This window comes from Paraburkholderia fynbosensis (genome assembly GCF_902859935.1).
Taxonomy (GTDB): Bacteria; Pseudomonadota; Gammaproteobacteria; order Burkholderiales; family Burkholderiaceae; genus Paraburkholderia; species Paraburkholderia fynbosensis.
Window position 1 is genome coordinate 91,529 of the sequence record NZ_CADIKI010000017.1, and the last position, 14,353, is coordinate 105,881.

Annotated in this window: 17 protein-coding genes; 5 read left to right on the forward strand and 12 right to left on the reverse strand. The window is 63.2% G+C overall.

The features are described from left to right. Positions 1-53: 53 nt before the first annotated feature. The 7 genes from HV770_RS25630 to HV770_RS25660 form a co-directional block, all read right to left on the reverse strand. Complete coding sequence (locus HV770_RS25630; protein ID WP_042328736.1) at positions 54-263, reverse strand: DUF2970 domain-containing protein; 210 nt, start codon at positions 261-263, stop codon at positions 54-56. 35 nt (positions 264-298) lie between these two features. Beyond that, positions 299-913: a cytochrome c oxidase assembly protein gene (locus HV770_RS25635; protein ID WP_175164229.1), complete on the reverse strand. Its 615-nt coding sequence runs from the start codon at positions 911-913 to the stop codon at positions 299-301. A gap of 48 nt (positions 914-961) precedes the next feature. Beyond that, positions 962-1,096 (reverse strand): cytochrome oxidase small assembly protein, encoded by a 135-nt coding sequence (locus tag HV770_RS38240; protein ID WP_217468646.1) that lies wholly within the window; start codon positions 1,094-1,096, stop codon positions 962-964. A 117-nt stretch (positions 1,097-1,213) separates the two neighbouring features. Beyond that, positions 1,214-2,827 (reverse strand): cytochrome c oxidase subunit I, encoded by a 1,614-nt coding sequence (gene ctaD, locus HV770_RS25645; protein WP_121316429.1) that lies wholly within the window; start codon positions 2,825-2,827, stop codon positions 1,214-1,216. Positions 2,828-2,871: 44 nt separating this feature from the next. Next, on the reverse strand, positions 2,872-4,482 hold the full coding sequence (gene coxB, locus HV770_RS25650) for a cytochrome c oxidase subunit II (RefSeq protein ID WP_175164231.1): 1,611 nt from the start codon (positions 4,480-4,482) through the stop codon (positions 2,872-2,874). 66 nt (positions 4,483-4,548) lie between these two features. Continuing rightward, entirely contained in the window at positions 4,549-5,022 is a 474-nt protein-coding gene (locus HV770_RS25655; RefSeq protein ID WP_121319223.1) for a DUF2244 domain-containing protein, read from the reverse strand. A 295-nt stretch (positions 5,023-5,317) separates the two neighbouring features. After that, entirely contained in the window at positions 5,318-6,283 is a 966-nt protein-coding gene (locus tag HV770_RS25660) for a methyltransferase domain-containing protein (RefSeq protein WP_175164234.1), read from the reverse strand. A gap of 167 nt (positions 6,284-6,450) precedes the next feature. Between HV770_RS25660 and HV770_RS25665 the strand changes: the two genes are divergently transcribed. Further along, complete coding sequence (locus HV770_RS25665) at positions 6,451-7,152, forward strand: ComF family protein (RefSeq protein ID WP_175164236.1); 702 nt, start codon at positions 6,451-6,453, stop codon at positions 7,150-7,152. Positions 7,153-7,170: 18 nt separating this feature from the next. After that, on the forward strand, positions 7,171-7,641 hold the full coding sequence (trmL, locus tag HV770_RS25670) for a tRNA (uridine(34)/cytosine(34)/5-carboxymethylaminomethyluridine(34)-2'-O)-methyltransferase TrmL (protein ID WP_175164238.1): 471 nt from the start codon (positions 7,171-7,173) through the stop codon (positions 7,639-7,641). Here the strand turns inward: trmL and HV770_RS25675 are convergent. From HV770_RS25675 to HV770_RS25695, 5 genes are all read right to left on the reverse strand, one after another. Further along, positions 7,614-8,162, reverse strand: coding sequence for an O-acetyl-ADP-ribose deacetylase (locus tag HV770_RS25675; RefSeq protein WP_175164240.1), 549 nt, complete (start codon positions 8,160-8,162; stop codon positions 7,614-7,616). The two genes, trmL and HV770_RS25675, sit on opposite strands and share 28 nt — an antisense overlap. Before the next feature lie 110 nt (positions 8,163-8,272). Then, positions 8,273-9,271: an NAD(P)H-dependent glycerol-3-phosphate dehydrogenase gene (locus HV770_RS25680; RefSeq protein WP_175164242.1), complete on the reverse strand. Its 999-nt coding sequence runs from the start codon at positions 9,269-9,271 to the stop codon at positions 8,273-8,275. Positions 9,272-9,293: 22 nt separating this feature from the next. After that, positions 9,294-9,764 (reverse strand): protein-export chaperone SecB, encoded by a 471-nt coding sequence (secB, locus tag HV770_RS25685; RefSeq protein ID WP_074762880.1) that lies wholly within the window; start codon positions 9,762-9,764, stop codon positions 9,294-9,296. 157 nt (positions 9,765-9,921) lie between these two features. Further along, positions 9,922-10,182 (reverse strand): glutaredoxin 3, encoded by a 261-nt coding sequence (gene grxC / locus HV770_RS25690; RefSeq protein WP_013088272.1) that lies wholly within the window; start codon positions 10,180-10,182, stop codon positions 9,922-9,924. Next, positions 10,179-10,604, reverse strand: coding sequence for a rhodanese-like domain-containing protein (locus HV770_RS25695; protein ID WP_175164244.1), 426 nt, complete (start codon positions 10,602-10,604; stop codon positions 10,179-10,181). The genes grxC and HV770_RS25695 overlap by 4 nt, the downstream gene beginning before the upstream one ends. 138 nt (positions 10,605-10,742) lie before the next feature. Between HV770_RS25695 and gpmA the strand changes: the two genes are divergently transcribed. From gpmA to HV770_RS25710, 3 genes are all read left to right on the forward strand, one after another. After that, on the forward strand, positions 10,743-11,489 hold the full coding sequence (gene gpmA, locus HV770_RS25700) for a 2,3-diphosphoglycerate-dependent phosphoglycerate mutase (protein WP_175164247.1): 747 nt from the start codon (positions 10,743-10,745) through the stop codon (positions 11,487-11,489). 307 nt (positions 11,490-11,796) lie between these two features. Further along, positions 11,797-13,374 (forward strand): S41 family peptidase, encoded by a 1,578-nt coding sequence (locus HV770_RS25705; protein ID WP_121316423.1) that lies wholly within the window; start codon positions 11,797-11,799, stop codon positions 13,372-13,374. A 163-nt stretch (positions 13,375-13,537) separates the two neighbouring features. Then, positions 13,538-14,296, forward strand: coding sequence for a HesA/MoeB/ThiF family protein (locus tag HV770_RS25710; RefSeq protein WP_175164249.1), 759 nt, complete (start codon positions 13,538-13,540; stop codon positions 14,294-14,296). Positions 14,297-14,353: the final 57 nt, after the last annotated feature.

Consider the following 14,353-nt stretch of genomic DNA (forward strand, 5'->3'; position numbering starts at 1 on the left):
ATTCGTGGGCCCTGCTTCGTCCTGCCCTGCTCGCTGCGTGTGCGCCCGAACGTCTATCCCACCACGACGCGCACGACCAGGATCAGCACGCCAATCAGGATAGCCGTGGCGATCAGCGCCGCCGCGATCACATGCAGCGGATTTAACTGCGTCGCATCCGCTTCCAGATCGCGGCGCTTGCGCACGCCGAAAAACGACCACAGCACGGCCCGCATCGACTGACCGAAACTACTCTTGCGCGGACTGCCGCCGTTCTCGCTCATCTTGTCTCGTCTTCCTTCGCCCGCGGCTCGCGCCATCAGGCGGGATTGGCCGCAATTGCCGCCGTATCGGCCGTGGGCCCCGCGCTCCCGGCCTTCGCCGCTGCCGGCGTGCTCAACTCGAAGAACGTGTACGACAACGTGATCGTCTTCACATCCTTCGGCAACTTCGGATCGACCGCGAACACCACCGGCATCCGTTTGGTCTGATTCGCTGTCAACGTCTGCTGCGTAAAGCAAAAGCACTCGATCTTCTTGAAGTACTCGGTAGCCTGCTTCGGCGCGTAGCTCGGAATCGCTTGCGCCTGAATCGTGCGCGCCTGTTCGTTGCTCACCTCGTACATCACCGTCGTGACTTCGCCCGGATGCACGTCGAGGCTGCGCTGCTCCGGCTTGAAACCCAACGGGCCGCGCGCGTTTGCGTCGAACTCGATCGAAATCGTGCGGCTCATGTCGACCTGCGTATTCTTCGCCTCGCGCGCCGTGGCATCGCGCTGCACGAGGTTGTTCACGCCGGTGATCTGGCAGATCGCGCGATACATCGGTATCAGCGCGAAGCCGAAACCGAACATCATCAAGGCGACGATGAACAGCTTGATCAGCATCGAACGGTTGAAAGAGCGGTCGGCCTGAGCCGGCGGTTGCGTCGACATCTCCATCCTCAACAAACCTGCATACAGACTCGAACGGCCAAGGCTGCCTCAGGCGAACCAGCACTGCTTGATGATGACGCTCGCGAAAAAGATCGCTGCGATGGCGAACATCACAAGACCTATTCGCCTGTTGCCCGCGCGGATCTGCTCCGGTGTACGTCGTTCCTGTGGATTGCGCGTCATGCTCGACTTTCTGAATACTTTCCGTGACTGGCGGGTTGCGGCCGCCGCCCGGCGGGTGCCCGGTTCCACGCCACGCAGTAATGCGACGCCGGAGCCGGGCATCTCGCCGAAGACCGATTATTCGACGGTCGGCGGATGTTCGAACGTGTGGAATGGAGCCGGGCTCGGCACGGTCCACTCGAGGCCCGTTGCGCCGTCCCACGGCTTGTCGCCGGCTTCTTCGTGCTCGCCGCCGCCACGGTAGGCCGGCAGCGCAACCGCGAACAGGAAGTAGACCTGCGCCAGACCGAAGCCGAATGCGCCGATCGAGATGACCTGGTTCCAGTCGGTGAATTGAGCCGGGTAGTCGGCGTAACGACGCGGCATACCGGCGAGACCGACGAAGTGCATCGGCAGGAACGCGAGGTTGAAGAAGAACATCGACGCCCAGAAGTGGATCTTGCCGCGTGTTTCGTTGTACATCCAGCCGGTCCACTTCGGCGACCAGTAGTACCAGCCGGCGAACAGCGCGAACAGCGAGCCCGCCACCAGCACGTAGTGGAAGTGCGCGACCACGAAGTAGGTGCCGTGGTACTGGATGTCGAGCGGCGCCATCGCCAGCATCAGACCCGACAGACCACCGAACGTGAACACCAGCAGGAAGCCGACTGCGAACAGCATCGGCGTTTCGAAGCTCAACGAACCGCGCCACATCGTCGCGACCCAGTTGAACACCTTCACGCCGGTCGGCACCGCGATCAGCATCGTCGCGTACATGAAGAACAATTGGCCCGTCACCGGCATGCCGGTCGTGAACATGTGGTGCGCCCAGACCATGAACGACAGAATCGCGATCGACGCGGTCGCGTACACCATCGAGCTATAGCCGAACAGCGGCTTGCGCGAGAACGCCGGGATCACCTGCGACACGATCCCGAACGCCGGCAAGATCATGATGTACACCTCGGGGTGCCCGAAGAACCAGAAGATGTGCTGGTACATCACCGGGTCGCCGCCGCCTGCCGCGTTGAAGAACGACGTGCCGAAGTGGCGATCGAACAGCACCATCGTGATCGCGCCAGCCAGAACCGGCATCACGGCGATCAGCAGGTACGCGGTGATCAGCCATGTCCACACGAACATCGGCATCTTCATCAGCGTGAGGCCGGGTGCGCGCATGTTCAGGATCGTCACGACGATGTTGATGCCGCCCATGATCGACGAAGCACCCATCAGGTGGATCGCGAAAATCGCGAAGTCCATGCCCGGGCCCATCTGCGTGGACAACGGTGCGTAGAGCGTCCAGCCCGCAGCGGTTGCGCCGCCCGGCGAGAAGAACGAACCGACCAGCAGCACCGCCGCCACCGGCAGCAGCCAGAAGCTGAAGTTGTTCATCCGCGCGAAAGCCATGTCCGATGCGCCGATCTGCAGCGGCACCATCCAGTTCGCGAAACCGACGAAGGCCGGCATGATCGCGCCGAACACCATGATCAGGCCGTGCATGGTGGTCAACTGGTTGAAGAACTCGGGACGCATGATCTGCAGACCCGGCTCGAACAGCTCGGCACGGATGCCCAGCGCCATCACGCCTCCGGAGAGGAACATGGTGAACGAGAAGATCAGGTACAGCGTACCGATGTCCTTGTGATTGGTTGCGAACAGCCAACGGCGCCAGCCATGCGGTGTTTCGTGGGCATGGTCGCCGTGCACGTGCTCGTGGCCCGCGACTACATCGTGTCCGATGCTAGACATGACAATCTCCTAAAGCGAATTCTGCGGTGCTGATCATGAACACGTCAGGCAGCCGGGCTGATCTGAACACGCCGGGCCTCTTTCGCGTCGGTGCCGCCCGTGATCGTTTCCGGCTTCTTCAAAATAATGTGGTCTTCGGCAATGCCGGCTGCTTTCAGTGCGTCGCGCACGGCTTCGGCACGACTCTTCGCGAGCTTCGCGTTGAGGTCGGCGGAGCCGGTGGCGTCGGTGAAGCCCGACAGCGTGAATTTTGCGTCCGGATGCGCCTTCGCGTAGGCCGCGGCCGCGTCGACCGCCGCCTGCGCGTCGGCCGGCAGCGTGCTCTTGCCCGTTTCGAAGTAGATGCTTGCCGGCAGTGCAGCCTGCGTTGCAACCGCGTTGTCCGAACTGGACGCAGCACCTTCCGCGCCCGAAGCCGCCGTTGCACCGCTGGCTGCGGCACCCGCGTCGGCCAGATGGTTGCCGCCTTCCGGCAGCTTGCCGTTGCGGGCATCCGCAACCTGCTTCGGCTGGAGAATGTCGCCGGTGTGGTTGCCCCACGAGTTGCGCTCGTACGTGACCACCGATGCGATTTCGACGTCGTTCAACGTCGGCGCCCACGAAGGCATCGCGTTTTTGCCCTTCAGCACGAGGCTCACGTGCTCGGCGATCGCGCCATTGGCGATTTTGCTGCCATCGAGCGCCGGGAAGGCGCCTGCGCCCTTGCCGGTCGGCTGGTGGCAGACCGCGCAGTTCGCCGCGTACACCTTGCCGCCGCGCTCCATCAGCTCGGCCATCGTGTAGGTTTTGTTGGGATCGTCCTGGCCAGCGGCCATTTTCTTCTTCTCGGCGTCGACCCACTTCGCGTAGTCGTCGGCGGAAAGCACTTCGACCACTACCGGCATGAACGCGTGTTCCTTGCCGCACAGCTCAGTACAGAAGCCGCGGAACGTGCCGATCCGGTTAGCCTTGAACCACGTGTCGCGCACGAAACCCGGAATCGCGTCCTGCTTCACGCCGAAGGCCGGCACGTACCAGGAGTGGACCACGTCGTTCGCGGTGGTGATGATGCGGATTTTCTTGTCGACCGGAACGACCAGCGGATTGTCGACTTCCTGCAGATACAGCGTGGAAATCGGCTTGTGGCCATCGGTTTCCGCGCGCGGCGTAGCCAGTGTGGACAGGAAGTTGATGCCCTCGCCCGGACCCTTCACGTAGTCGTAGCCCCATTTCCACTGGTAGCCCGTGACCTTGATCGTGAGGTCGGCGTTCGTGGTGTCTTTCATCGCGACGACGGTGCGGGTGGCGGGCAGCGCCATCAGCACGACGATGACGAACGGCACGATCGTCCAGATGATTTCGACGGTAGTGCTTTCGTGGAAATTCGAAGCCTTGTGGCCCTTCGATTTGCGGTGCGCGAAGATCGAATAGAACATGACGGCGAACACGCCGACAAAGATCACCGTGCAAAGAGCCAGCATGAACATGTGGAGGCTGAAGAGCTCCTCGGCGATTCTCGTCGCAGGCGGCTGGAGATTGATCGCGTTGACGGCAGGGCCGCCCGGAGCATCGCCCACTGCCAGGGCGGCGCCGGCGAAAAGCAGTCCGCTCATCGCCAGCACGCTCATGAGCGCTCGCTTGATTGTTTTCATAGCTTCCTTACCCAAATTTTCCATTCAAACCCTCGACCCCGCTGGCAGCCTCTCTCGCACTCCCCTTGAACGCCGCGTGACTCGCCCCATCTAACAGCGGGAGAGCCACATACGCAATTCGCCTGCGAACTGCGCGCGCCGATACTGCGCGAGATGTTGCCCGATCATGATCGTCTGGCCGCGCGAGACCAGTTTGATCTGGTCACGCGGCGTTGCGCCCGGCTCGATCCGCACCCAGCGCGGATTGAATTCAAACTGCGTGAGCTGCTCGGCGCTGACTTGCTCGATTACCAACCGGCTCTGGAACAACCGGATACGTTCGTAATCGACAGCATGACGCGCATAAATGGCAAAGGCGATGCCCACCGCGAGCAATTCGATACCGGTGAACGGCAACACCAGCCAAGCGCCGACTAGAACCAGCATGAAAGCAATTGCCAGCGAGAACAGCGCAAGCGAAACGTAGAGACAGATGAACTGCCGGGGCGATATCGAACAGTTGCGCTTCATCGTCCAGTCTTTGAGAACCGGTTCTGAATCCGCCAGCAGATCTGATGCGCCCACCGCTGCCTCCTGCGAATCGCCAACTTCGGCCATTCCTTGCGGCCATCGATTCCGGCCGCGCGAACCCTCTACCGCGTCACCGCATGTTGCAACCCTATGCCTCGGGCCTGCCGCCCCAAATGTGGGAACTCCGGGCGACAAACTGACGCATTATAGGCGCGATCCATAGCATCCACAAGCAAGCCCCAATTGGCCCACAAGCCAGGCGCGACAAGCCTTAGCGCCGTTTTGACCCGCCTTTTGCGGGTCTTTGGAAGTGCAAATTTCAGACATAACAGATGTCGTCTTTACCGCTTCAACGATTCCTCGACGAACCCCGTCCGATATCCTCGATGCGCACGATGCCATGCCCTTCGGCCGTCGTGCGCGGCACGGCTTTCCATGCGTGCCCGTAGATCACCTCGAAGGTCAGCGCGATCGTGCCGTCGGCCCGGCGACGGGCTTCGAGCGCCGCCAGCAACGCTTTGTGCAATCTGCGCGCGACCGCGCTCGAGGACGCTTCGCGCTCGAACGGATACGCGCCCCAGCGGCGCACGTCCGCAAGCAACGATTCCGGCGACTTATAGGTGATGGTGAGCACTTCCTGGTCCATCACCGGAATTTCGAAGCCGCTTTCGACCAGCATGTCGCCGAGGTCGTGCATATCGACAAAGTCGATCACGTGTTTGCGCGAGGCGACGCCGTGCGCGGCTTCGACTTCGGCGTAGGCGCCGCGCAATTCCTTGAGCGTGTCGGGGCCGAGCGTGCTGAACATCAGCAGGCCATTGACCTTCAGTACGCGCTGCCATTCCGGGAATACGAGATCGGGCCGCGAATGCCAGTGCAGCGCGAGATTGGACCAGATGAATTCGAAGGCGCCGGCCGCGAACGGCAGCGCGGAGAAGTCCGCTTGCGCGAAGCGCGGACCGCGGGCGCCGAGCGCCTTGCCGAGTGAGGCTGGCAAAAAGCGCCGCCAGCTCGTGTCGCCGGCATCGTGGTGGAGTGCACGCGTCAGCATGCCGTGCGACAGGTCGGAGCCGAACACCGGCGCTTCGGGGAAGCGCTCGCGCAGCGCGGGGATGTCTTCGCCCGCTCCGCAGCCCGCGTCGAGCACGCTCGACGGCGCGACCTTGATGTAGTCGAGACGTTCGCGCATGCGTTGCGCGATCTCGCGCGGCAGGAACGCAACCTCGTCGAACCGTGCGGCGCGGCGGTCGAAAATACGCCGGAGGCGCCGTGAATCATAGGCCGGACGGCCTGATTGAGCGGAAGTTGAGGGCATGAGTGTCGTGCTGGCGTAGAGCACGAAGTATACTCGTTCGCTTCCTTCCATTCAGTGTGAAAGGCCTTCGCGGGCGCCCACTCGTGCCATTCCGACCATTTTCTTCGTCTTCGCGCGGCAGATTCGCGCGTTTTACATCCGGCTTGCATTCGGCATGGCCGCACGTGATGCACGCGGCATTGCCGAACCTCTGCGCACTCTGCGGCAATTTGTCGCACAAGACGTTGTGCGCCGGTTGCGACGAAGCCTACTGGAACGAGCGCCAGTTGCGATGCACGGCATGCGCGGTGCCCTTGCCGGCAACGCGATGGGCGGCTCATGCGCGATATCGCTGCGCGGATTGCGTCGCGCAAGCGCCGCCGTTCGATGCGACCTTCGCGCTCGCCGACTATCGCGCACCGCTCGACACGCTCGCGGTCGGCCTGAAATTCCGCGCCCGGCTGATGCTGGCGCAGGAGTTCGCGCAGCGCCTCGCGCGGCTTGCGCAGGACGCCTGGCAAGATGAGTCCGAGCGCCCCGACGTGATCGCGCCGGTGCCCTTGGCGGGCCAGCGTCTCACCGAGCGCGGCTACAACCAGGCATGGCAGATCGCCAGGCCATTGGCCCGCACGCTCGACGTGCGCAGTGACGCCACCTTGCTGCATCGCGTGATCCACACCGCACCACAATCGCGGCTCGACCTCGACGCGCGCCGGCTGAACGTCGGCCGCGCATTTCAGGTCGCACGGACCGTGCGCGGGCTGCACGTCGGCGTGGTCGACGATGTGATGACGACCGGCGCGACACTCGAAGCGCTCGCCCGTACGCTAAAGGCTGCCGGTGCGCGGCGGGTCACGAACTTCGTCGCGCTGCGCACACCGAAAAACTAGTCTTTACCTGGCCTCACTATGTTCAATGTCGTTCTCGTAGAACCGGAAATTCCGCCGAACACCGGCAACGTGATTCGCCTGTGCGCCAACACCGGCGCGCGGCTGCATCTGATCGAGCCGCTCGGCTTTCCGCTCGACGACGCCAAGCTGCGCCGTGCCGGCCTCGACTATCACGAGTATGCGCAAATGAACGTGCATGCCGATTGGGCAACCTTCGTCGCCAAAGAAACGCCGGATCCGGCGCGCATGTTCGCGTTCACCACGCGCGGCTCAGGCCGCTTTCACGAGCACGCGTTTCAGGCGGGCGACTGGTTCGTGTTCGGCGCCGAAACGCGCGGCCTGCCTGACGCCGTGCTCGACGAGTTCGCGAACGAGCAGCGCGTGCGCCTGCCGATGCGCCCGGGCAACCGCAGCCTCAACCTCTCGAATACCGTCGCGGTGGTGGTGTTCGAGGCCTGGCGTCAGACCGGCTTCGACGGCGGCGCCTGACGGCGCTTCAATTCGGCCTCGTAGTGCGCGAACATCGCGTCGTCGAAACAGGCGAACACCACGTGTTCGATGTGGGGCGCGCGCGGCAAGGTGTCGAGCACCGTTGCGAGCGCGATCCGCACCGCGTCGTCGGCGGGGAAGCGGTAGATGCCACAACTGATCGCGGGAAACGCAATGCTCCTGCACTGCGCCTCGCGCGCCACCTCCAGCGAGCGCTGATAGCACGAGGCGAGCAGATCGGCTTCGCCATGCGCCCCACCCCGCCATACCGGGCCGACTGCGTGGATCACATATTTGGCCGGCAAGCGGTGACCGCCGGTGAGCTTCGCGTCGCCGGTCGCACAACCACCCAGCGTTTCACATTCGCGCAGCAAGTCGCGGCCGGCTGCGCGATGAATCGCGCCGTCCACACCGCCGCCGCCCAGCAGCGACGTATTCGCAGCGTTGACGATCGCGTCCACTGCAAGCGTCGTGATGTCGACTACACGCGCTTCCAACGTGCAAGCATTGACAGTGAGCATGGGAACCTCGCTGATCCGAAGTGTCGATAAAAACGTGGACAGCGATGAAGAGCAGCCGTTCAACGCAATGACGCGCTAAACGGCTGAAACTGATCGATTCAAAACAGCGCTTATTCAGCCTTGGAATCGCGCCGCAGCAGGGCGCTGACGGCGTCGCGAGGCGCTACGCCGTCGAATAGCACGGCGCACACCGCTTGCGTGATCGGCATCTCGATCGCGTGCGCGCGGGCAATGGCGAGAACCGCTTGCGCGCAGCGGACACCCTCGGCCACGTGACCCAGGGCACCGAGAATGTCGTCGAGCGTGCGGCCCGCGGCAAGTTGCACGCCAACCGTGCGATTGCGCGACAGGTCGCCGGTCGCGGTCAGGATCAGATCGCCGAGACCGGTCAGGCCGGTGAACGTCTCAGCCCGTCCGCCAAGCGTCACGCCGAGGCGCGACATTTCGGCCAGCCCGCGCGTGATCAGCGCAGCACGTGCATTGAGACCGAGCCCGAGACCGTCGGCAATGCCCGTTGCGATGGCCAGCACGTTTTTCACCGCCCCGCCCACTTCCACACCGACGACGTCGTCGCCGGTATAGATGCGCATAGCGTCGTGGTGAAACGCGGCAACCGTGTTCTCGCGGCATGCCGCCGACGCGCTGGCGATCGTCAATGCGACCGGTAAGCCCTGGCCGACTTCGCGCGCGAAGCTCGGACCGGACAGCACGCCGTTGCTGCCATGCGCCGGCAGCTCGGCCGCGACCACCTGATGCGGCAGCAACTGCGAATCGGCTTCGAAGCCCTTGCACAACCACACCAGGTGCGCAGGCACCTTGCCCGCGTCGCGCATCGTTCGAAGCAGCCCACGCAGGCCGGCCACGGGGGTGGCCACGACGCATAGCGCGTCATCGGCAAGGGCGTGCTCGAGTGCCGCGTTCAGGTCCACTTCGTAGCGAAGCGCGGGCGGCAAAGCAACGCCCGCCAGGTAGCGGGCGTTTTCGTGCGTCGCGCAGAGATCGGCAATGAGCGCGGGCTCGCGCGCCCACAGCACCGTGTCGTGCCGTAAGGCCAGATGGCCGGCGAGGGCTGTGCCCCATGCGCCGGCGCCGAGGACAGCAACCTTCATAGCCGGCACTGCCTGCGGCACCTTAGTGCGTGACGCCGTTCTGCGCCGCGCCTTCCTGGCTGCCCATCTGCGCGAGACGTTGCTCGTACAGTGCCTGGAAGTTGATTTCGGCGAGGTGGATCGGCGGGAACCCGGCGCGCGTGATCGCGTCGGCGATGTTCGAGCGCAGGTACGGGAACAGGATCGTCGGGCAGGCGATGCCGACGAGCGGATCGATCTGCTCTGCGGGGATGTTGCGGATGTCGAAAATACCGGCTTGCTTGGCCTCGATCAGGAATGCAACCTTGTCCGACACCTTGGCCGTGACTGTGCCCGTCACGAGGATCTCGAACACGGTGTCGGCGAGACGCTCGGCCTTTACGTCGACTTCGACTTCGACCGACGGCATTTCCTGCTCAAGGAAGATGCCCGGCGAATTCGGCTGCTCGAGCGACATGTCCTTCAAATAGATACGCTGGATGTTGAAGAACGGCTGGTTATTCTCGTCGGACATGATTGAGTGATTCCCTGATAGGTGTGCATGGTGGCGGCCCATGATTCCATGGACCGCCGGATCGTTGCGGCGCGCCGCCCTCGCGGGGCAGGCACGCGCCAGCTTGTATTTCACCGCCCGCTCAGACCGTCCGCAGATGTGCGGAGGACGCGCGAATTCAGGCGGCTTCGAGCAGCGGCGTCAGACCGCCCGCGCGGTCGAGCGCGGACAGGTCATCGTACCCGCCGACATGCGTCTCGCCGATGAACACCTGCGGCACCGTGCGACGACCGGTGCGGGTCATCATCTCCTCACGACGGGCCGGGTCCTTGTCGATCAGTACCTTCTCAACGTGCTCGACGCCGCGCGACTTTAAAAGACGTTCGGCCATCTGGCAATACGGGCACACCTGGGTGCTGTACATGATCACTTTGTTCACTTGGCTGCTCCTTGTTTCACAACCGGCATACCGGCTTTCTGCCAGGCGTCGACACCGCCTTCGAGAACGTGGACTTCCGCGTATCCCGCATCCTGCACGATACGCGCTGCCTTGTTCGACTGCTGGCCGGTCTGACACACCAGCAGCACCGGGTTGCTCTTGTTCTTCACGAGTTGCGCGACCTTCGCTTGCAACTCCGCAAATTCAAGGTGCCGTGCCGAGGGCAAATGCCCCAGGGCAAAGGCGGCGGACGAACGAAGATCGATGACCGCCGCATTGCGCCGGTTGATCAGTTGGGTGGCTTCAGCGGCCGACAGGCCACCGCGACCGCGCCGACTGATCGTCGGCCACAGCAGCAACCCACCGGAGATGAGGACGATCGCGATCAGTACAAGGTTTGTGTAATCAGTGAAAAACTTCACGGAAAATCCGCCGAAAAAGAGAGAAATCGAAAAGGGCAATCCACCCATTATAAAATAACCGTCTGACGCGATGGCGGTGCTCCTTCAGAGGAATCCCCGCTGCGCTTTACCGCTTCCTTACTACCGACTGGCAATCTCATGTACAAACTCGTGCTCATCCGCCACGGCGAATCGACGTGGAACAAGGAAAACCGCTTCACCGGCTGGGTGGACGTCGACCTCACCGAACAGGGCAACAGTGAAGCGCAGCAGGCGGGCCTGCTGCTGAAGGAATCCGGCTACACGTTCGATATCGCCTACACATCGGTGCTCAAGCGCGCGATCCGCACGCTGTGGCACGTGCAGGACAAGATGGATCTGATGTACCTGCCGGTCGTTCATTCGTGGCGCCTGAACGAACGTCATTACGGCGCGCTGTCGGGCCTGAACAAGGCGGAAACCGCCGCGAAGTTCGGCGACGAGCAGGTGCTGGTCTGGCGTCGCAGCTACGACACGCCGCCGCCGGCGCTGGAGCCGACGGACGAACGTGCGCCGTACGACGACCCGCGTTACGCGAAGGTGCCGCGCGAACAGCTGCCGCTGACCGAATGCCTGAAAGACACGGTGGCTCGCGTGCTGCCGCTGTGGAACGAGTCGATCGCGCCGGCCATCAAGTCGGGCCGCAAGATCGTGATTGCGGCGCACGGCAACTCGATCCGCGCGCTGGTTAAGTACCTCGACGACATCTCGGACAGCGACATCGTCGGCCTCAATATTCCGAACGGCGTACCGCTCGTCTATGAACTCGACGAGAACCTGAAGCCGATCAAGCACTACTATCTGGGTGACCAGGAAGCAATCGCCAAAGCGCAAGCCGCGGTCGCCAAGCAGGGCAAGGCGGGCTGATTCCGCCCAGCCGGCCGCGCGCCCCGTGCATTGAACATGCACGGGCGCCGCGGTCCGCCGGCTGCGCCGACCGGCAACACGTACCGGCTGGCGTGGGCCGCTTCACGCACGCGCACCCTTCTGGCCGCCTTGTGCGTGTTACGGCACATTACTTCGCTCGCGCGGGCTCAATCTCACGAACCAGCTCCGGTTCGCACTGTCGAATCACCTTTGCCCGCCCTGCCCCCTGAGTAGGCGGGTGTGCAGTTATACTTGTCCGTCCAAATCCTATCGACGCTGCCACGCGCTTCCGACCGCAACAGACTCTATGCGAAAGAACCTGAAAAATATCGGCCTGATTGCCGCGGGCCTTGCTACCGGTGCATTTGCCACCCTGCAACTTTCCGCCTCGGCCCAGCAACCCGCTAGTGCCGCCGCCGCGCCCCTGCCGTTAGACCAGCTCAGGCTCTTTGCCGAAGTGTTCGGGCAAATCAAGCACGAATACGTCGAACCGGTCGACGATAAAAAGCTTCTCACCTCCGCCATCAAGGGCATGGTGTCGAGCCTCGACCCGCACTCGTCGTACCTCGACAAGACCGATTACGAGGAACTGCAGGAGCAGACCAAGGGCCGCTTCGCGGGTCTGGGCATCGAGATTTCGTCGGAAGACGGCCTGATCAAGGTGATTTCGCCGATTGAAGACACGCCCGCGTTTCGCGCCGGCATCCGTCCGGGCGACCTGATCACACGCATCAACGACAAACCCGTACGCGGCATGACGCTCGACCGGGCGGTCAAGCAGATGCGCGGCGAGCCGGGCACCAAGGTCACGCTCACGATCTTCCGCAAGTCCGACGACCGCACGTTCCCGCTCACGGTGACGCGCGCGATCATCAAGGTCCAGTCGGTCAAGGGCAAGGTCATTGCGCCGGGATTCGCGTATGTCCGCGTCACCAGTTTCCAGGAACGCACCACGCCTGATCTCGCGGCAAAGCTGCAAGACATCGCGCGTCAGGAGCCGAATCTGAAGGGCCTCGTGCTTGACCTGCGCAACAACGGCGGCGGTTTGCTGCAAAGCGCGGTTGGCGTAGCCGGCGCGTTCCTGCCGCCGAATTCGGTGGTGGTGTCGACCAACGGCCAGATTCCGGATTCGAAGCAGGTCTATCGCGACACGTACGACAACTACCGCCTGCAATCCTTCGACAGTGATCCGCTGAAGGACATCCCGGCCATCTTCAAGACCGTGCCGATGATCGTGCTGACCAACGCCTACTCGGCGTCTGCTTCGGAAATCGTCGCAGGTGCACTGCAGGATCAGCATCGCGCGCTGATCGTCGGCAAGACCACCTTCGGCAAGGGCTCGGTGCAGACCGTGCGCCCCATGACCGCGGATACTGCGCTGCGCCTGACCACCGCCTACTACTACACGCCGAGCGGCCGTTCGATCCAGAACAAGGGCATCCGTCCTGATATCGCGGTCGACCAATACGCGGAAGGCGATCCGGACGACGCACTCGTGACCCGCGAAGTCGACTACTCGAACCACCTCGCGAACACGCAGGACCCGAACGAGAAGAAGGAAGCGGAACAACGCGAACAGGAACGCATGGACCAGTTGCGCCAGCTCGAAGAAGCGAACGACAAGAAGACGCCGGAACAGCGTCAGAAGGATCGTGAGCGCAAGCCGGTGGAATTTGGTTCGGCCGACGACTTCATGCTGCAACAGGCGCTGGCCAAGCTCCAGGGCAAGCCGGTGCAGGAATCGAAGTCGCTGACCGAGCGCCGTCTCGCGCAGAGCAAGCCGGCCACGTCGGCGTCCGCGCCGGTCGCGGTGAAGCCGACGCAACCGGTTCCGGGTGCATCGGCCGTCGCGCCCGCTTCGGCTCCGGCTACACAAAGCAAGTAAGCAGCAAACCCTTGCGTGTCTTCGCAGCGAATCATGCTGCGAAGACACGCAGCAAGACCCGCAACGAGCCTCACCCTTCGCGCGATTAAAATAACAACAATGAAACGCGCGCGGCGGACCGCAAGTCTGCTTCCCTTTGCGCGACATACTCACGCGCCCCGCCATGAATGACGATCAACTCCTTCGCTACTCCCGCCATATTCTCGTCGACGAAATCGGCATCGAGGCGCAGCAGCGCTTTATCGACGCGCACGCGATCATCGTCGGCGCGGGCGGGTTGGGTTCGCCCGCTGCGATGTATCTCGCGGCGGCTGGCGTCGGCCGCTTGACACTGGTCGATGCCGATACGGTCGACCTGACCAATCTGCAGCGGCAGATCCTGCACGTGAGTGCATCGGTCGGGCGCAAAAAGGTGGAGTCGGGACGCGATTCGCTTGCCCGGATCAATCCCGAGGTGACGGTGAACGCGGTGGCCGAGCGCGTCGATGACGCGTGGCTCGATCGCGAGGTACCGCACGCGAGCGTCGTACTCGATTGCACCGATAACTTCGCGACGCGCCACGCGATCAACCGCGCCTGCGTGAAGCACGGCGTGCCGCTGGTGTCGGGCGCGGCGTTGCGTTTCGACGGCCAGATCAGCACGTTCGATTTCCGCGACGAAGCATCGCCCTGCTATGCATGCGTGTTTCCCGAGGACCAGCCGTTCGAGGAAGTCGCGTGCTCGACGATGGGGGTGTTCGCGCCGACGGTGGGCATCATCGGTTCGATGCAGGCCGCTGAAGCGCTCAAGGTGATCGGGACCATCGGCACGCCGCTGCAGGGCCGTCTGATGATGCTCGATTCGCTGCGGATGGAATGGAACACGATGCGAATCGGGCGCCAACCGGATTGCCCGGTATGTGGACAAACGCATCACGCTTGACGGCGCGATGCCTACGCTAACGAACCGCTGAATAAAAAAACGCCGCATGCGGCGTTT